This window comes from Rhodococcus sp. IC4_135, from assembly GCF_011602025.1.
GTDB lineage: Bacteria > Actinomycetota > Actinomycetes > Mycobacteriales > Mycobacteriaceae > Rhodococcus_F > Rhodococcus_F baikonurensis.
In genome coordinates this window covers 18,532-33,753 of the sequence record NZ_JAAOLG010000006.1, presented here as the reverse complement: position 1 = coordinate 33,753, position 15,222 = coordinate 18,532, and the positions used below count along the sequence as shown (strand labels likewise).

21 protein-coding genes are annotated in these 15,222 nt (G+C 62.8%); 18 read left to right on the top strand and 3 right to left on the bottom strand.

Annotated features, from left to right (window positions below; translation table 11 throughout):
- Positions 1-26 precede the first annotated feature (26 nt).
- The 11 genes from G8767_RS13560 to hisF all read left to right on the top strand — a co-directional run bounded on the left by G8767_RS13560 (position 27) and on the right by hisF (position 8,429).
- Positions 27-572, top strand: a complete 546-nt coding sequence (locus G8767_RS13560; RefSeq protein ID WP_166810454.1) for a hypothetical protein — start codon at positions 27-29, stop codon at positions 570-572.
- Positions 573-724: 152 nt separating this feature from the next.
- On the top strand, positions 725-2,047 hold the full coding sequence (gene hisD, locus G8767_RS13555; RefSeq protein WP_095969958.1) for a histidinol dehydrogenase: 1,323 nt from the start codon (positions 725-727) through the stop codon (positions 2,045-2,047).
- Between the two features lie 11 nt (positions 2,048-2,058).
- Positions 2,059-3,201, top strand: a complete 1,143-nt coding sequence (locus tag G8767_RS13550) for a histidinol-phosphate transaminase (RefSeq protein ID WP_166810453.1) — start codon at positions 2,059-2,061, stop codon at positions 3,199-3,201.
- Positions 3,198-3,812 carry an imidazoleglycerol-phosphate dehydratase HisB gene (gene hisB / locus G8767_RS13545; protein WP_003942383.1) on the top strand — a complete coding sequence of 205 codons (615 nt, stop codon included), beginning with the start codon at positions 3,198-3,200 and terminating at the stop codon, positions 3,810-3,812. The genes G8767_RS13550 and hisB overlap by 4 nt, the downstream gene beginning before the upstream one ends.
- Positions 3,809-3,958 carry a hypothetical protein gene (locus tag G8767_RS13540; RefSeq protein WP_007732248.1) on the top strand — a complete coding sequence of 50 codons (150 nt, stop codon included), beginning with the start codon at positions 3,809-3,811 and terminating at the stop codon, positions 3,956-3,958. The genes hisB and G8767_RS13540 overlap by 4 nt, the downstream gene beginning before the upstream one ends.
- A gap of 89 nt (positions 3,959-4,047) precedes the next feature.
- Positions 4,048-5,169 (top strand): MFS transporter, encoded by a 1,122-nt coding sequence (locus tag G8767_RS13535; RefSeq protein WP_166810557.1) that lies wholly within the window; start codon positions 4,048-4,050, stop codon positions 5,167-5,169.
- 9 nt (positions 5,170-5,178) lie between these two features.
- Positions 5,179-5,814 carry an imidazole glycerol phosphate synthase subunit HisH gene (hisH, locus tag G8767_RS13530; protein ID WP_003942389.1) on the top strand — a complete coding sequence of 212 codons (636 nt, stop codon included), beginning with the start codon at positions 5,179-5,181 and terminating at the stop codon, positions 5,812-5,814.
- The gene (locus tag G8767_RS13525; protein ID WP_095969963.1) at positions 5,811-6,062 is read left to right on the top strand and encodes a hypothetical protein; all 252 of its coding nucleotides are present in this window, start codon (positions 5,811-5,813) and stop codon (positions 6,060-6,062) included. Before hisH ends, G8767_RS13525 begins: the two co-directional genes overlap by 4 nt.
- A gap of 19 nt (positions 6,063-6,081) precedes the next feature.
- Positions 6,082-6,816, top strand: a complete 735-nt coding sequence (gene priA, locus G8767_RS13520) for a bifunctional 1-(5-phosphoribosyl)-5-((5-phosphoribosylamino)methylideneamino)imidazole-4-carboxamide isomerase/phosphoribosylanthranilate isomerase PriA (protein WP_003942371.1) — start codon at positions 6,082-6,084, stop codon at positions 6,814-6,816.
- A gap of 9 nt (positions 6,817-6,825) precedes the next feature.
- Entirely contained in the window at positions 6,826-7,659 is an 834-nt protein-coding gene (locus tag G8767_RS13515) for an inositol monophosphatase family protein (protein ID WP_166810452.1), read from the top strand.
- Complete coding sequence (hisF, locus tag G8767_RS13510; protein WP_095969965.1) at positions 7,656-8,429, top strand: imidazole glycerol phosphate synthase subunit HisF; 774 nt, start codon at positions 7,656-7,658, stop codon at positions 8,427-8,429. The genes G8767_RS13515 and hisF overlap by 4 nt, the downstream gene beginning before the upstream one ends.
- On the opposite strand, the gene G8767_RS13505 is transcribed toward hisF, so the two are convergent.
- Positions 8,426-9,055 (bottom strand): TetR/AcrR family transcriptional regulator, encoded by a 630-nt coding sequence (locus tag G8767_RS13505; RefSeq protein WP_166810451.1) that lies wholly within the window; start codon positions 9,053-9,055, stop codon positions 8,426-8,428. The genes hisF and G8767_RS13505 overlap by 4 nt on opposite strands.
- A gap of 105 nt (positions 9,056-9,160) precedes the next feature.
- On the opposite strand from G8767_RS13505, the gene G8767_RS13500 reads away from it, so the two are divergent.
- Positions 9,161-10,642: an NAD(P)/FAD-dependent oxidoreductase gene (locus G8767_RS13500; RefSeq protein ID WP_166810450.1), complete on the top strand. Its 1,482-nt coding sequence runs from the start codon at positions 9,161-9,163 to the stop codon at positions 10,640-10,642.
- Positions 10,643-10,663: 21 nt separating this feature from the next.
- On the opposite strand, the gene G8767_RS13495 is transcribed toward G8767_RS13500, so the two are convergent.
- Positions 10,664-11,185 carry a universal stress protein gene (locus G8767_RS13495; RefSeq protein ID WP_166810449.1) on the bottom strand — a complete coding sequence of 174 codons (522 nt, stop codon included), beginning with the start codon at positions 11,183-11,185 and terminating at the stop codon, positions 10,664-10,666.
- A gap of 100 nt (positions 11,186-11,285) precedes the next feature.
- Between G8767_RS13495 and hisI the strand changes: the two genes are divergently transcribed.
- The 4 genes from hisI (at position 11,286) to G8767_RS13475 (ending at position 13,043) form a co-directional block, all read left to right on the top strand.
- On the top strand, positions 11,286-11,633 hold the full coding sequence (gene hisI, locus G8767_RS13490) for a phosphoribosyl-AMP cyclohydrolase (protein ID WP_050655350.1): 348 nt from the start codon (positions 11,286-11,288) through the stop codon (positions 11,631-11,633).
- A 6-nt stretch (positions 11,634-11,639) separates the two neighbouring features.
- Positions 11,640-11,933, top strand: a complete 294-nt coding sequence (locus tag G8767_RS13485) for a DUF1905 domain-containing protein (RefSeq protein ID WP_095969969.1) — start codon at positions 11,640-11,642, stop codon at positions 11,931-11,933.
- 23 nt (positions 11,934-11,956) lie between these two features.
- Positions 11,957-12,583, top strand: coding sequence for an SRPBCC family protein (locus G8767_RS13480; protein ID WP_166810448.1), 627 nt, complete (start codon positions 11,957-11,959; stop codon positions 12,581-12,583).
- A gap of 73 nt (positions 12,584-12,656) precedes the next feature.
- Positions 12,657-13,043 carry a DUF2784 domain-containing protein gene (locus G8767_RS13475; RefSeq protein ID WP_095969971.1) on the top strand — a complete coding sequence of 129 codons (387 nt, stop codon included), beginning with the start codon at positions 12,657-12,659 and terminating at the stop codon, positions 13,041-13,043.
- 92 nt (positions 13,044-13,135) lie between these two features.
- Here G8767_RS13475 and G8767_RS13470 read toward each other — a convergent pair whose 3' ends face one another.
- Positions 13,136-13,561: a nitroreductase/quinone reductase family protein gene (locus G8767_RS13470; protein ID WP_095969972.1), complete on the bottom strand. Its 426-nt coding sequence runs from the start codon at positions 13,559-13,561 to the stop codon at positions 13,136-13,138.
- Between the two features lie 108 nt (positions 13,562-13,669).
- Between G8767_RS13470 and G8767_RS13465 the strand changes: the two genes are divergently transcribed.
- Together G8767_RS13465 and G8767_RS13460 are read left to right on the top strand one after the other, a co-directional pair.
- Positions 13,670-14,092 carry a metalloregulator ArsR/SmtB family transcription factor gene (locus G8767_RS13465; protein ID WP_166810447.1) on the top strand — a complete coding sequence of 141 codons (423 nt, stop codon included), beginning with the start codon at positions 13,670-13,672 and terminating at the stop codon, positions 14,090-14,092.
- Positions 14,089-15,138 carry a cation diffusion facilitator family transporter gene (locus tag G8767_RS13460; protein ID WP_166810446.1) on the top strand — a complete coding sequence of 350 codons (1,050 nt, stop codon included), beginning with the start codon at positions 14,089-14,091 and terminating at the stop codon, positions 15,136-15,138. The genes G8767_RS13465 and G8767_RS13460 overlap by 4 nt, the downstream gene beginning before the upstream one ends.
- The last annotated feature ends 84 nt before the right edge of the window (positions 15,139-15,222 follow it).

The following is a 15,222-nucleotide window of genomic DNA, read 5'->3' as shown; positions in this document are numbered from 1 at the left end:
TTTGTTATAAAAGCGCGAGTAATGGGATGGTCGTGTTCCCGGTGCCGTTCCACTGCGCGGGGGTTGTCGGCGATCGAGGCGGGGGTGCGGTGCACGAGGTTCACGAGTCCATTCCGCTGAGCCCACTACTGCGGCGATCGACGGCTGCATTGTGCGTCGTCCTCGGAATTGTCATGGTGATTGTCTGTGGGTTCGCGGCGATCGTGGAACGCGACCCGGCGGGCTACGTCGGCGCCGTGTTGTCCGCGATCCTTTCCTTCGGGTTGGCCGCGTACATGTGGAAGGTGTGCGTGATCATCACCACAGACGCCGAACGAGTGACAATCGCACTGTCTCCGGGATTGCGTCAGGTTTTTCGGTGGGACGAGGTTGTGTCGGCAACTCCGGTCCATATCGGGATGGGCTCCGGAATCGGCTATCGGATGACCGGCCCAGGTATGCGGGTAATTCTCGCCTCACCCGGCGACGGGGTCCGCTTTCGTCTCCACGACGGCCGCGAAATCTCGGTGGCGACCGACCGAAGGGACGAGCTGATCGAACTTGCCCGGCGGCGAGCGCCGGACCTGCAGTGAGCGTCGCAGGTGGACCGGTGAAAAATGGGGTGCGCCTATCCTGGATAATTGACGTCAGTTCTGTGTTTCGGACCCATTGATCGGGCCCGAAATGCCGGACCGGTTTGCAGCCGCTTGCACAGGCACCCCGTTTGCGTACGAGAGGAACTCTCATGCTTGCCCGCACCGACCTGCGTGGTCGTACCCCATCCACGGCCGAACTTCGCGCCGCGCTTCCCCGAGGTGGAGTGGATGTGGACGCGGTGCTGCATCAGGTTCGCCCGATGGTCGAAGCCGTTCGTGATCGTGGGGCCGAAGCCGCGCTCGAGTTCGGCGAGAAGTTCGACGGCGTTCGTCCGTCCTCGGTCCGGGTTCCAGCGGCAGAGCTCGAGCGCGCACTTCGTGAACTCGACCCGGCCGTCAAGGAAGCCCTCGAGGTTGCGATCGAGCGCACCCGCAAGGTGCACGCAGATCAGCGTCGCAAGGACACCGTCACCGAGGTGGTCCCGGGTGGCACGGTCACCGAGCGTTGGGTTCCCGTCGAGCGCGTCGGGCTGTACGTCCCCGGTGGCAACGCCGTGTACCCGTCGAGTGTTGTCATGAACGTCGTGCCGGCTCAGACGGCCGGCGTCGGATCGCTCGTAGTCGCCTCGCCTCCGCAAGCCGAGTTCGGCGGATTGCCGCACCCCACGATCCTTGCCGCCGCAGCCATGCTCGGTGTCGACGAGGTGTGGGCCGTCGGCGGCGGACAGGGCGTTGCCTTGCTGACGTACGGCGGAACCGACACCGACGGAACCGAACTTGTACCGGTCGACCTCATCACCGGCCCCGGCAACATCTACGTCACTGCGGCCAAGCGTCTGTGCCGCGGACTGGTTGGCATCGATGCGGAGGCCGGTCCCACCGAGATCGCGATCCTCGCCGACCACACCGCTGACCCGGTTCACGTTGCCGCCGACCTCATCAGTCAGGCCGAGCACGACGTGATGGCCGCCAGCGTCCTCGTCACGACCAGCGTCGAATTGGCCGACGCCGTCGATGCGGCTCTGGCCGCGCAGCTCGAGATCACCAAGCACCGCGAGCGCGTCACCACGGCGCTGACCGGCAGCCAGTCGGGCACCGTGCTGGTCTCCGATGTTTCCGCTGGTCTGCGCGTCGTCAACGCTTATGCAGCCGAGCACCTCGAGATTCAGACCGAGGACGCAACCGGTGTCGCAGCTCAGGTCACCAGCGCTGGTGCCGTGTTCGTCGGCCCATGGGCGCCGGTCAGCCTCGGCGACTACTGCGCCGGCTCCAACCATGTTCTGCCGACGGCCGGGTGTGCACGTCACTCCTCCGGTCTGAGCGTGCAGACCTTCCTGCGTGGGATCCACGTGATCGACTACTCCGAGTCGGCTCTGAAAGACGTTGCCGGACACGTCATCACGCTCGCCAATGCGGAGGACCTGCCCGCTCACGGCGAGGCTGTGCGTCTGCGATTCGAGGCCTTGCGATGAGTAGCGCTGCGATGAGCAGTGTTCCCGGAGGATCGATTTCGGTCGACGCCCTTCCGATTCGCAAGAACCTGCGTGGAAAGTCGGCGTACGGCGCACCGCAGTTGACGGTTCCGGTTCAGCTCAACACGAACGAGAACCCGCATCCGCCGACGCAGGCGCTCATCGACGATGTCGCCGAATCCGTGCGCGACGCCGCGAAGGAACTGCACCGCTATCCCGACCGTGACGCTGTGGCGTTGCGGACGGATCTGGCTGCGTACCTGTCGAAGCAGACCGGGGTGCCGGTCACCGTCGACAATCTCTGGGCGGCAAACGGATCGAACGAAATTCTGCAGCAGTTGTTGCAGGCGTTCGCAGGTCCGGGGCGCAGCGCGATGGGTTTTGTGCCCTCGTACTCGATGCACCCGATCATCGCCGACGGTACCGATACCGAGTGGGTCGAGGTCTTCCGTCGGGACGATTTCGCACTCGACGTGGATGCTGCCGTCACAGTGATCGAGGAGCGTCGACCGGACGTCGTGTTCGTGACCAGTCCCAACAACCCGACCGGACACAGCGTCGGTATTGCGGAACTGCGACGCATTCTCGACGTGGCGCCGGGCATCGTTATCGTCGACGAGGCGTACGCGGAGTTCTCCGCTGCCCCCAGCGCGATGACGCTGATCGACGAGTTCCCGGCCAAGCTGGTTGTCACCCGCACCATGAGCAAGGCGTTCGCGTTTGCCGGTGGCCGACTCGGCTACCTCGCCGCTGCCCCCGCGTTCATCGACGCACTGTTGTTGGTGCGCTTGCCCTATCACCTGTCGGTGGTGACGCAGGCGGCGGCACGTGCCGCACTGCGCCATGCCGACGAGACTCTCGGCAGCGTTCACGCCTTGTCCGCCGAGCGTGATCGGGTGTCGAAGGCGCTGGCGGACACCGGTTTCCGAGTGATTCCCAGTGACGCGAACTTCATCTTGTTCGGTCAGTTCGCCGACAGTGCACAGGCGTGGAAGGAATACCTCGACCGCGGGGTTCTCATCCGCGACATCGGCATCCCCGGATACCTGCGGGCCACAGTGGGACTCGAAGCCGAGAACGACGCGTTCATCAAGGCCAGTGACGAAATCGCAGGCACCCAGCTGGTCGACACGAATTCAGGAGAGACGGCATGAGCGATCGCATCGCGCGGATCGAACGAACAACTCGGGAATCAAGCATCGTCGTCGAACTGAATCTGGACGGGACCGGCATCGTCGACGTCTCCACCGGCGTTCCGTTCTTCGACCACATGCTCAACGCCTTGGGTACCCATGCCAGCTTCGATCTCGATGTCAAGGCGAAGGGTGACGTCGAGATCGACGCTCACCACACCGTCGAGGACACCGCGATCGTTTTCGGCCAGGCACTCGGCCAGGCACTCGGCGACAAGAAGGGCATCCGCCGTTTCGGCGACGCTTTCATACCGATGGACGAAACGCTGGCGCACGCGTCGGTCGACGTCTCCGGTCGCCCGTACTGCGTGCACACCGGTGAGCCCGACTACATGGTGCATTCCGTCATCGGCGGGTACCCGGGCGTTCCGTATCACGCGGTGATCAACCGCCACGTGTTCGAGTCGATCGCATTGAATGCACGTATCGCACTGCACGTTCGGGTCTTGTACGGCCGCGATCAGCACCACATCACCGAGGCCGAGTACAAGGCCGTTGCGCGTGCTTTGCGTGAAGCTGTCGAGCCGGATCCGCGCGTGAGCGGCGTGCCGTCGACGAAGGGCACACTGTGAGCGTCCTCTTCACCTATCTGCTGTTCATCGGTGCGGGAATTGCCGTCGGCGGCGCTTACTCGATGTTCAAGGTCAACAAGCTGGCGTCGGGAATCCTTCTGGCGTTGGCGGTTCTGGCGGCGGTAGCGGGCGCACTGCGTCTGTGACGCGAAAGGTTACTGCGTCTGTGACGGGGAAAGTTACTGCGTCTGTGACGGGGAAAGAGGCGGGGCCGGGGTTGCTTCGTACTCCGGGCATGGTCGGTGTCCTGATCATGGCGGCAGCAGCTTTCGGCGGCTGGTCGTTGCTGTTGCCGGTGGTGCCGTTGTTGGTTGCGCAATCCGGCGGATCGGATGCGCTTGCCGGGTCGGTGACCGGTGTCTTCATGGCGGCCACGGTCGTGACGCAACTGCTCGTGCCTCGGCTGTTGCGGACGCAGGGCTACCGACGCGTGTTGGCGGTCGGATGTCTGCTCCTCGGTCCACCGTCGTTGGTGCTGTTGATCTCGGCCGACGCCGGCCCTGTCCTGGCGGTTTCCGCGGTGCGAGGTATCGGTTTCGGCATGCTGACGGTGGCCGGCAGCGCACTGGTGGCGGAGTTGGCGCCCAAGCGAATTCTGGGCCGTGCCACCGGCGCTCAGGGAATCGCGATCGCTGCGTCACAAATGGCGGGGCTACCGCTGGGGCTTGCGATCATGGAACGGTGGTCGGCGACACCGGTGTTCGTCCTCGGTGCGCTGATCCCGGCGCTCGCGCTGGTGGCCATTGCCGGGTTGCCGGAGATTTTCGCCCAGCCGACCGGGGAATCCGCCCGGTTGAGTGTGTTCGCCGTCCTGGTTCCGGTGCTCGCTCTGGCGTGCGTGTCCGCGTCGTTCGGCGGATTGTCGTCGTTGCTGCCGATCGCCATTTCGGAGCGCGCGGCTGTTGCAGGTGTGGTGTTGGCGACTGCCAGTGGTTCGATGTTGGTCGGTCGATTCTCGGCGGGGCTGATCGCCGATCGTGTCGGCAGTGGCCGAACTCTCGCGCCGGCGCTGGCGTCGTCGACCATCGGATTGGTGCTCTTCGCTGTCAACGTCGACGGCGGTTCGACACCGGTCTTGTTCTGCGCGGCGGTCCTTTTCGGGCTCGGGTTCGGTGCAGTGCAGAACGAGTCCTTGGTCATGGCTTTCCAGGCTGCCGGCCCGAGGCAACTCGGATCCGCGAGCGCGATCTGGAACATCGGCTATGACGCCGGCACCGGGATCGGTGCACTGGCTCTGGGATTCGTGGCCACGACTGCCGGCTATGCGTGGGTGTTCGCGGTCTCCGCGGTCGTTGTCGCTCTACTCCCGGCACTGGCCGCAGGCGGCAAAGTGATCGGCAGCAGGGTTGCCCGATAGAGTTGGGGCATGAGCGCTTCCACGATTGCTGTACTCGATTACGGCTCCGGCAACCTGCATTCCGCTACTCGCGCACTGGCGCGCACCGGGGCGCAGGTGGAGGTGACCAACGATATGAAGGTTGCACTGGCGGCAGACGGTCTCGTGGTACCCGGTGTCGGCGCGTTCGCGGCCTGCATGGAAGGTCTGCGCGCAGTCCAGGGTGACCGCATCATCGGCAGACGCTTGGCCGGTGGCCGGCCCGTGCTGGGCATCTGCGTCGGCATGCAGATTCTGTTCGATCGGGGAGTCGAATTCGGTGTCGAGGCGGAGGGCTGCGGCGAATGGCCTGGCACCGTCGAGAGGCTGCAAGCTGAAGTTCTGCCGCACATGGGCTGGAACACCGTGGAGGCTCCGGAGTCCAGCACCTTGTTCAAAGGCATCGACGCCGACACCCGCTTCTACTTCGTCCACTCCTACGGTGTGCAGAGTTGGGAACTCGCGCCGTCCGAGCACATCGCACCTCCGAAGCTGACGTGGGCAGATCACGGCGGAAAGTTCCTCGCTGCCGTGGAGAACGGCGCGTTGTCCGCGACGCAGTTCCACCCCGAGAAATCCGGCGACGCAGGCGCCGAGTTGCTGAGCAACTGGGTGCAGAGTTTGTGACCGGGAGTTCCGGCCCGAACCGCGGCGACGACTTTTCCCTCGCTCGTCTGGCGTTGTTCTCGCTCGGCGCCGCTGTTGCTGCGTTGGCGGTCGCCACCGTCGTCATCGTCGTGCTCGAACCCTCGCCGGGTGTCGGTCTCGCGATCGGTCTCGTGGGGGTCGTCGCTGCGATCGCGGCAATGGGCGTCGTATCCAAGCGGATGACCCGAAAAGCGTTCGGTGACCCGGAAGACGGTTCGAGGTCCTGACCTACTAGGGTTACCGCACGTGAGCCTGGTCCTTTTGCCTGCTGTAGATGTCGTCAACGGTGAAGCTGTTCGCCTCGTGCAAGGAGAGGCGGGAAGTGAGACCGGTTACGGGTCGCCCCGCGATGCTGCTCTTGCGTGGCAGAACGACGGCGCCGAATGGGTGCATCTGGTCGACCTCGACGCCGCTTTCGGGCGTGGGTCCAACAGCGAACTGCTGGCCGGCGTCATCGGTGACCTGACGGTCAAGGTGGAACTCTCCGGAGGAATCCGCGACGACGCTTCCCTGGAAGCCGCACTGGCCACCGGCTGTGCTCGCGTGAATCTCGGTACCGCCGCTATCGAAGATCCCGAGTGGTGTGCGCGTGCATTGGCCAAGTACGGCGACAAGATCGCCGTCGGCCTCGACGTTCGTCTCGTCGACGGCCAGTACCGCACCCGTGGTCGCGGCTGGGTCACCGACGGCGGCGATCTGTGGGAGACCCTCGCGCGTCTGGATCGCGACGGCTGCACCCGTTACGTCGTCACCGACGTCTCCAAAGACGGCACCCTCACCGGTCCCAACCTCGAACTTCTCAGTCAGGTCTGCGCAGTAACCGACGCGCACGTCGTGGCCTCTGGTGGTGTGTCGACCATCGAGGATCTGCTCGCCATTTCCAGCCTGGTGGATCAGGGTGTCGAAGGCGCGATCGTGGGCAAGGCGCTCTATGCCGGACGCTTCACACTCCCCGAAGCGCTGGCAGCAGTTTCCGGATAGATTTTCCAGATGACTCCGACGCGTGACCTCGACGAACTTCTCGCGATTGCGAGTCGGCTTCTCGACGGCGTCCACGATCAGTTCGTCTCCGGTGTCGGTGCCCCGAGCGCGGTCCGCAAGGGCTGGGGCGATTTTGCCACCGAGGTCGATCTCGCGCTCGAGAAGCGGTTGACCGCGGAGTTGTTCGAGCAGACCGGCATCGAGGTGCACGGCGAGGAATTCGGTGGCCCCGACGTCGGTTCGGGACTTGTCTGGGTTCTCGACCCCGTCGACGGTACTTTCAACTATTCGGCCGGATTGCCTACTGCCGGAACGTTGTTGGCGCTTCTCGACGACGGTGTCCCGGTGCTCGGATTGACCTGGCTGCCATTGATCGGTCACACGTACGCGACTCGTGCCGGCGGTCCGTTGCTGGTCAACGGAATCGCCGTACCTCCGCTGGAGTCAACCGATCTGGCGTCGTCGATCGTCGGCTTGGGTGCGCTCAACGTCAACAGTCGCGGCCGGATCCCCGGCAGTTTCCGGCTCGACCTCCTCGCCGAGATCAGCAAGGTGTCCTCACGGATCCGGATACACGGCTCCACCGGAGTCGACCTGGCTTTCACCGCTGCGGGCATCCTGGGCGGTGCGATCGTCTACGGCCGCAACGCGTGGGACAACGCAGCCGGTGTCGCGCTCGTTCGCGGAGCGGGCGGGGTGGTCACCGATCTGGCCGGCAACCCGTGGACCGTAGAATCGGAGTCGGTGCTCGCCGCCGCCCCGGGCATCCACGGTGAGATTCTCGATATCCTCAACGCGCTCGGTGATCCGCGCGCTTCGTCCTCAGGAGGACCACAGTCATGACCCTCGCAGTTCGCGTGATTCCGTGCCTCGACGTCGACGCCGGACGAGTGGTCAAGGGTGTCAATTTCGAGAATCTTCGCGACGCCGGAGATCCCGTGGAACTCGCGGCGGCGTACGACGCTCAGGGCGCCGACGAACTGACCTTCCTGGACGTCACCGCGTCCACGTCGGATCGTGGCACGATGCTCGACGTCGTAAGTCGTACGGCCGAGCAGGTTTTCATTCCTCTGACAGTCGGCGGTGGAGTGCGCACGGTGGCGGACGTCGATCGTCTGCTGCGTGCCGGTGCCGACAAGGTCAGCGTCAACACCGCGGCAATCGCGCGCCCGGAGCTACTCAAGGAACTGAGTGAGCGTTTCGGCTCGCAGTGCATCGTCCTCTCGGTCGACGCCCGCACCGTTCCCCAGGGGCAGCCGGACACACCGTCGGGGTGGGAGGTCACCACTCACGGAGGCAAGCGCGGGACGGGTATCGACGCGGTCGAGTGGGCCGAGCGTGGCGCGGAGTTGGGAGTGGGGGAGATCCTGCTCAACTCGATGGATGCCGACGGCACCAAGGCCGGCTTCGACCTTCTGATGATCCGTGCTGTCCGGGCGGCGGTCCACGTACCGGTGATCGCCAGTGGCGGTGCCGGCCTGGTCGAACACTTCGCTCCTGCTGTGGAAGCGGGCGCGGATGCAGTTCTGGCAGCGAGTGTCTTCCACTTCGGCGATTTGAGCATCCCGCAGGTCAAGGATGCGATGCGCGCCGAGGGAATCGTCGTTCGCTAGGCGTTCTCGGCGCGGATTCCGTCGAACATGAGGCGACTGATGGCCTGGTTCAGTGCTGCGCAGTCGACGGACGAATCGGCTCGCAATCCTTGAATTGCACTTGCCAGCATCATGCCGTTGACTGCCTGCGCAGTGTTGTCGACGTCGAGGTCGGCGCGTAGATAGCCGCATTCGACTCCGTGATGCAGATACGCCGCGGTCAACGATGCCGACTGGTCGAGTAGATCGAGCATCCTGCCTGTGAGATCGGCGTCGACGCCGGTCGTTTCGAAGAGGAGAACCCGCGGAATACGCGGGTCGTCGAAGAAGATGCGGGGGAGTGCTTCGGCGATGCGACCGACCTGCGCGCGGTACTCGTCCAACGTGTTTGCTGCGTCAGGGGCATTCTCGACGGCGAGTGCGCTGATTATTTTTGCGATCAGATCGTCGATGACGTGGTCGATGATGTCGCGCTTGTTCTCGAAGTATCGGTAGAACGTGCCGTGACCGATTCCGAGAGTTGTTGCGATATCGGCAATTCCGGTCGCGTGGTAGCCGTGTTTCGCGAAGCACTCGAATGATGCGTCGATGATCTCGCGGCGCAATTCCGCCTTTTTTCGTTCTGCTCTGGTCATGGCCTTCGTCACGTCAGGAATGATACCGTTCTCAATAACGGAATGACATGTCAGTTTCTGATGTGCAGTTCACGGGTGCGTGGTTCACGGTGTGCAGTTCACGAGAGGGATTCTCCGATGGCAGTGCAGTACGACGCAGTAGTGGTGGGGGCGGGCTTCGGTGGAATGGGTGCGGCCATTCAACTCAAGCGGATGGGCCTGGACAACCTGGCGATCCTCGAGCGTGAGGACGATCTGGGCGGGACCTGGCACGTCAATCGCTATCCCGGTTTGGCCGTCGACATCGCGTCGGTCACGTACTCGTACTCGTTCGAACCCAATCCGAACTGGTCCAGGCTCTTCGCACCTGGTGCCGAACTGAAGCAGTACGCCGATCATGTCGCGGACAAGTACGACCTGCGTAGGCACATGACGTTCGGTGCTGTGGTCAACGGAGCCCGCTGGGACGAGGATTCCTCGCACTGGGTCGTATCCGTCGAGGGATCTCCGGATATCACCGCAAAATACCTCCTGACCGCGACGGGCTTCCTCTCGCAGCCACATCGCCCGGACATCTCCGGCATCGACGAATTTGCGGGAAAGATCATCCACACCACCGCCTGGGACGATTCCTACGATTTGTCGGGCACCAAGACCGCAATCATCGGAACCGGTGCCACTGCCGTGCAGTTGATCCCCGAGGTGGCGCGGCAGGCCGCAGAGTTGACCGTCTACCAACGCACACCGATCTGGGTAGTTCCCAAGATCGACGTCCCCATTCCGAGCGCAGTGCAGAGGCTGTTCTCGCGCATTCCGCTCACCCAGCGAATCGCTCGCGCTGTCAGTTCGTCGATACTCGAAATGATCATGGTCAGTGCGGTCCTGCACTACAAGCAGGTCAAACTGTTGAACAAGGGCGCTGCAACCGCATCACGAGCGTTTCTGCGGTCGCAGGTCCGCGATGCCGGCCTTCGCAAGCAACTCACACCGGACTACGACTTCGGGTGCAAGCGACCCACGTTCTCCAACAGCTATTTCCGTACGTTCACCAAGGAGAACGTGCACCTTGAAACTACGCCGATCGACCATATCGCCGCCGACGGCATCGTCACCGCTGACGGACGCAAGACCGAGATCGACACCTTGGTGCTGGCAACCGGCTTCAACCTCTGGGACGTGAACTTTCCGGCCATCGAGGTTATCGGCCGTGAGGGCCGCAACCTCGGCAAGTGGTGGCGTGACAACCGTTTCCAGGCTTACGAGGGAGTTGCGGTTCCTTACTTTCCCAATTTCCTCACGCTCGCCAGTCCGTACTCGTACAGCGGTTTGTCCTACTTCACGACGATCGAATCGCAGATGCAGCACATGGATCGACTGTTCGGCGAGGTGAAACGGCGCGGCGCGGACACCTTCGAGGTCACCGAAACCGCCAACGCCAAGTTCCTGGACCGGATGACGGAGAACCTCGCGGACTCCGTCTTTTACGGCGGTAGTTGCCAGACTGCGCGGAGCTACTACTTCAATCAGCACGGCGAGGCTGCGATCCTGCGGCCCACCTCTACGCGCAACGCGTTTGTCGAAGCGAAACGCTTTCCGCTCGACGATTATTCGATCATCTAGGCGCGCTTGTTCCGTGTTCGGCTAACGTGTCGAACCGACTCCGGTCGGAACCGATATCACGGGATAACGGTTCTGCCGCTTCAGTCGGGACGTGACCGAACTGTGCATCAGTTTGCTCACCGCGGAGGCAGCACCTTTTCGCGGTGATCCGATCACGATGGTGAAGGCGTGGTACTTGTCGGCAGTCGCGAGAATGACACCGGCCGGGTCGCCGTAGGTGCAGTCGTACGTCCACGTATCGGTGTGTGAGGCGAGCGCCGAGGTCGTCTGCTCGCGTTGCGACACCATCTCGTCGTGCAGACGCGTGTCGAATTGTGGTGAGTCGGTTTCGACAGGCAAGTCCTCGGATGTGATGCAGTGAACGACGTGGAGGGCCGAATCTTCCTTGGCGGCAAGCATCAATCCGTAGCTGACGACATTCTTGCTGGTCAGGCCTGTGCCGATGCCGAGAACTATGTGGCGGGTAGGGACGCGATCGGTACTCGGGTTCGCGAGGTGGCAGGTGTACTCCGGGTGTGGACCGTCATGATGCTGATGGTTCATGTCGGATCCTCTTCCGCAGCGACGGCGACGTAACTCCCATTCTAGGGCGGCCACGCAGGGGAATTCCACGGAAGTCACAGGTGGAAGGTATAAACGTCATATGAGTCTTGATCCCGCAATCGCAGCGAAGCTGAAGCGTAACGACGCCGGACTGTTCAGCGCGGTTGCGCAGGAGAAGTCGACCGGTGATGTGCTGATGGTCGCGTGGATGGACGACGAAGCGCTCGCGCGAACACTGGAAACCCGTAAGGGGACGTACTATTCGCGCTCGCGGCAGCAATACTGGGTCAAGGGTGAGACGTCGGGGCACACCCAGTACGTCCACGAAGTGCGACTCGACTGCGACGGCGATTCGGTCTTGCTGATCGTCGACCAGGAGGGCGCGGCGTGCCACACCGGCACTCACACGTGTTTCGACACCGACGTCCTACTCGCCGCTCAGCAGTGACGCGACATGGCCGCTGACAAGACTCCACAACCGCTCGATTACACCTTCACCGCTCCTATCGAGAAAGACGGGGCGTTCGCGACGTTTCTCACCGTGCCCGGTTCGGCGGAACTTCTGGGAACCAGACGCGCAGTCAAGGTGGTCGGGATCCTCGACGGCGAGCATCCCTTCGAGGCGACGCTGATGCCCTCCGGCGACGGACCTCATTGGCTTCCGCTCCGCGTGGCGCTCTGCAAGGCGATCGGCAAGAGCCTCGCTGGAGAAGAAGTATCGGTACGTCTACAGCAGCGATTGACCTGAAGTTTCCCGAACCGAGGAGAATTGTGGTCGACAGAGCCGTTGATTCGTTGCAGATGGTAGCGCGAGAGCTGAGTCCGTTCGGCGGTGACGAGGGGAAAACACGCACGCTGCGCATGTCGCGGACTCTCGCGGCACCCATAGGCACGGTCTGGGCGGCGATAACCGAGTTCGACCGCATTCCCCAATGGTTCATGCCGGTCTCGGGAGAAGCCGTGATCGGCGGCCACTATCAACTCGAGGGCAACGCCGGCGGCGAAATTTTGGCGTGCGATGCTCCTCGGGCTCTTCGCATCACCTGGGAATATGACGGCGATGTGAGCTATGTGGCTGTGAATCTCGCCCAAAAAGGCAGTGGTGCAACGCTGTTCGACTTCGAACACGCTGCGGACGTGGAGCCTGATCGGTGGGCCGAGTACGGTCCAGGTGCCGTCGGCGTCGGGTGGGACATGGGACTGCTCGGGCTGGCTCGACACGTGGAACTGGGGATCGCGACCCCACTCGAGACACCCGAGTGGTCGGCGAGCGACGAGGCCAAGGCGTTCATCGCGGGAAGCAGTGAACTGTGGGCCGAAGCTGCGATCGTATCGGGCGACGACCCGGATGCGGCTGCAGCCGCCGCTGCTCGCACGACGGCTGCATACACCGGGTAGATCGTCGCTGCGGGGACTAACATCGGAATAGTCTGGTTGTTGCGGGACTTCCGCGCCACGAGCGGAGACGACGATGGTGTATCGGCTCATCGAAGTAGTGACGGTGTTCGTTCACTTCGGATTTGTTCTCTATGTGGTGCTGGGTGGATTTGTCGCGTGGAAGTGGCGTCGTACCATCGCAATCCATCTTGCTGCGGTTGTCTGGGGAGCCGGTTCGATAGCGGTCGGATACGACTGCCCGCTGACCAATCTCGAGAACTGGGCCCGCCGGATGGCCGGAATCGCGGAGTTGCCGTCCACCGGATTCATCTCGCACTACATCACCGGCGTGTTCTATCCGGTGAGTATCGAAGGCCTGGTACAGGCGCTCGCGGCGACGGTGGTTGTCGGATCCTGGGTCGGATACGTGCTGCTCGGACGGCATTCGAAGGCTGAGGTCAAAGCGTCGTCAGTGTCATGATTCTTCAGGGTCGTGATTCTTCAGTGTCATGATTCCTTGGTGACGATCCCTGCCGTTTCTGGATGGAAACGGCAGGGAGGCGCTGTCAGGAATTACGCGCGAGTCAGTGCCACCACCGGAATTGTGCGGATCCCAGCTGTCTTCTCCGCATATTCGGCAAATCCCGGGTATCGACTGGCCTGCTCGTCGTAGATGCGGTCACGTTTCTCGCCGGTTACTTCGCTGACGGAGACCGGGTATGTTTCGGTGCCGACCTCGACCTCTGCCTGGTCGGTGGCAACGAGGTTGTAGTACCAGTCGGGGTTGGTCGGGGCGCCGGCCTTGGATGCAAAAACGTAGATGGTCTTAGGATCCCGCTCGTCTGCCAGATACATCATGGGACTGACGAAATCGCGCCCGGATTTACGTCCTGTGTGATGGACCAACACCATGGGCGCACCTTCGAAGGGGCCACCTACCTTGCCCTCGTTTTCCCGAAACTCCGAAATGATGCCTGCGTTCCAATCGTCGGTACTCATCGTTGTCTCCCGGTCTGCGAGTGGCGAAAGGCTCTGCTGCCAAGCTTTGCACAACTGGTGAATCGACGAGAGACATCTTCGGCGTCCACCATGATCTACTATCTACGTATGAACGCAGATAGTGGTGTTTGTCGCCGCAAGCTTCCCGATGATCAAGTCGACCTCGTAGTCGAGGTGTTCCGCATGCTCGCCGACGCAACTCGTGTGCAGGTGTTGTGGGCATTGGTCGACCGCGAGTGCTCGGTGAACGAGCTGGCAGAACGTGTCGGCAAGCCGGCGCCTTCTGTGTCACAGCACCTGGCGAAACTGCGTATGGCGAGGTTGGTGCGAACGCGCCGTGATGGTACGACAGTGTTCTATCGCCTGGAGAACGACCATGTGCGCCAACTGGTTACGGATGCGGTCTTCAATGCCGAGCATGCCGGACCCGGATTGCCGGGGCATCACCGTAGTGAAGGTGAGCTTCGGGAGATTCACCCGGAGCGCTCGGCGAAGGTCGATCGTACCGATCGAGAAGAAGGTGCGTCATGACACACGAGCCCAAGACGACCCACGGACACGGTCACAGTCATGGACGTGGTCACGGTCATGGCCACGGCCCGAAGGGATTTCGATCGGCAGTTCGCGAAGTGTTCTCCCCGCACAGTCACGACGCTGCCGACAGTGTCGACGACGCGTTGGAATCGAGCGCAATTGGCATCCGGGCGGTCAAGATCAGTCTTGTCGCGCTCGGGGTCACCGCAGTTGCTCAGGTTGCGATCGTGGCGATCTCGGGTTCGGTGGCGCTGCTGGCGGACACCATTCACAACTTCTCCGACGCGCTCACGGCAGTCCCACTCTGGATTGCCTTTGCGCTCGGCCGACGTGCGGCGACCAGGCGTTACACCTACGGGTTCGGCCGTGCGGAGGACCTGGCCGGATTGTTCGTGCTTGCGATGATCGCATTGTCGGCGGTGATTGCCGGTGTGGAGGCGGTGCGGCGTTTGATCAATCCGGTGGAGATCGAGCACCTCGGTTGGGTAGCGGCTGCAGGTTTGATCGGTTTCCTCGGCAACGAACTCGTGGCGTTGTATCGGATCAGAGTGGGGCGGCAGATCGGTTCCGCAGCTCTGGTGGCCGATGGATTGCATGCTCGTACAGACGGATTCACTTCGCTCGCAGTCCTTCTGGGGGCGGGGGGAGTTGCGCTGGGTTTCCCGTTGGCAGACCCGATCATCGGCCTTGTCATCACCGTGGCCATCGTGGCGGTGCTGAGGACCGCAGCGCGAGACGTCTTCCGGCGGTTGATGGACGGCGTCGAACCGGAGTTGGTGGACGATGCCGAACATGCGCTGCAACACGAGCCTGGGGTTCTCGGCGTACGTGATCTGAAGATGCGATGGATCGGGCACCGGTTGCACGCCGATGCGGAACTCGACATCGATCCACGGGCAACTCTTGCCGAAGCTCACGCAATCGCGCACAGTGCCGAGCATTCGCTCACTCACGCGGTGCCCAAGCTCGCCACTGCGCTGGTGCATGCGTATCCGGCGCATGATGCGCCGAATTCGGAGGCGGCGGTCGGAGCGCAGGCCTGATCAGCAGAAACAGACCTCGCGGAATCCTTCAAATGTTCAGTTCGGAACTTGTTTTGCCATTTGACGAGATGGGAAGGTTATGCA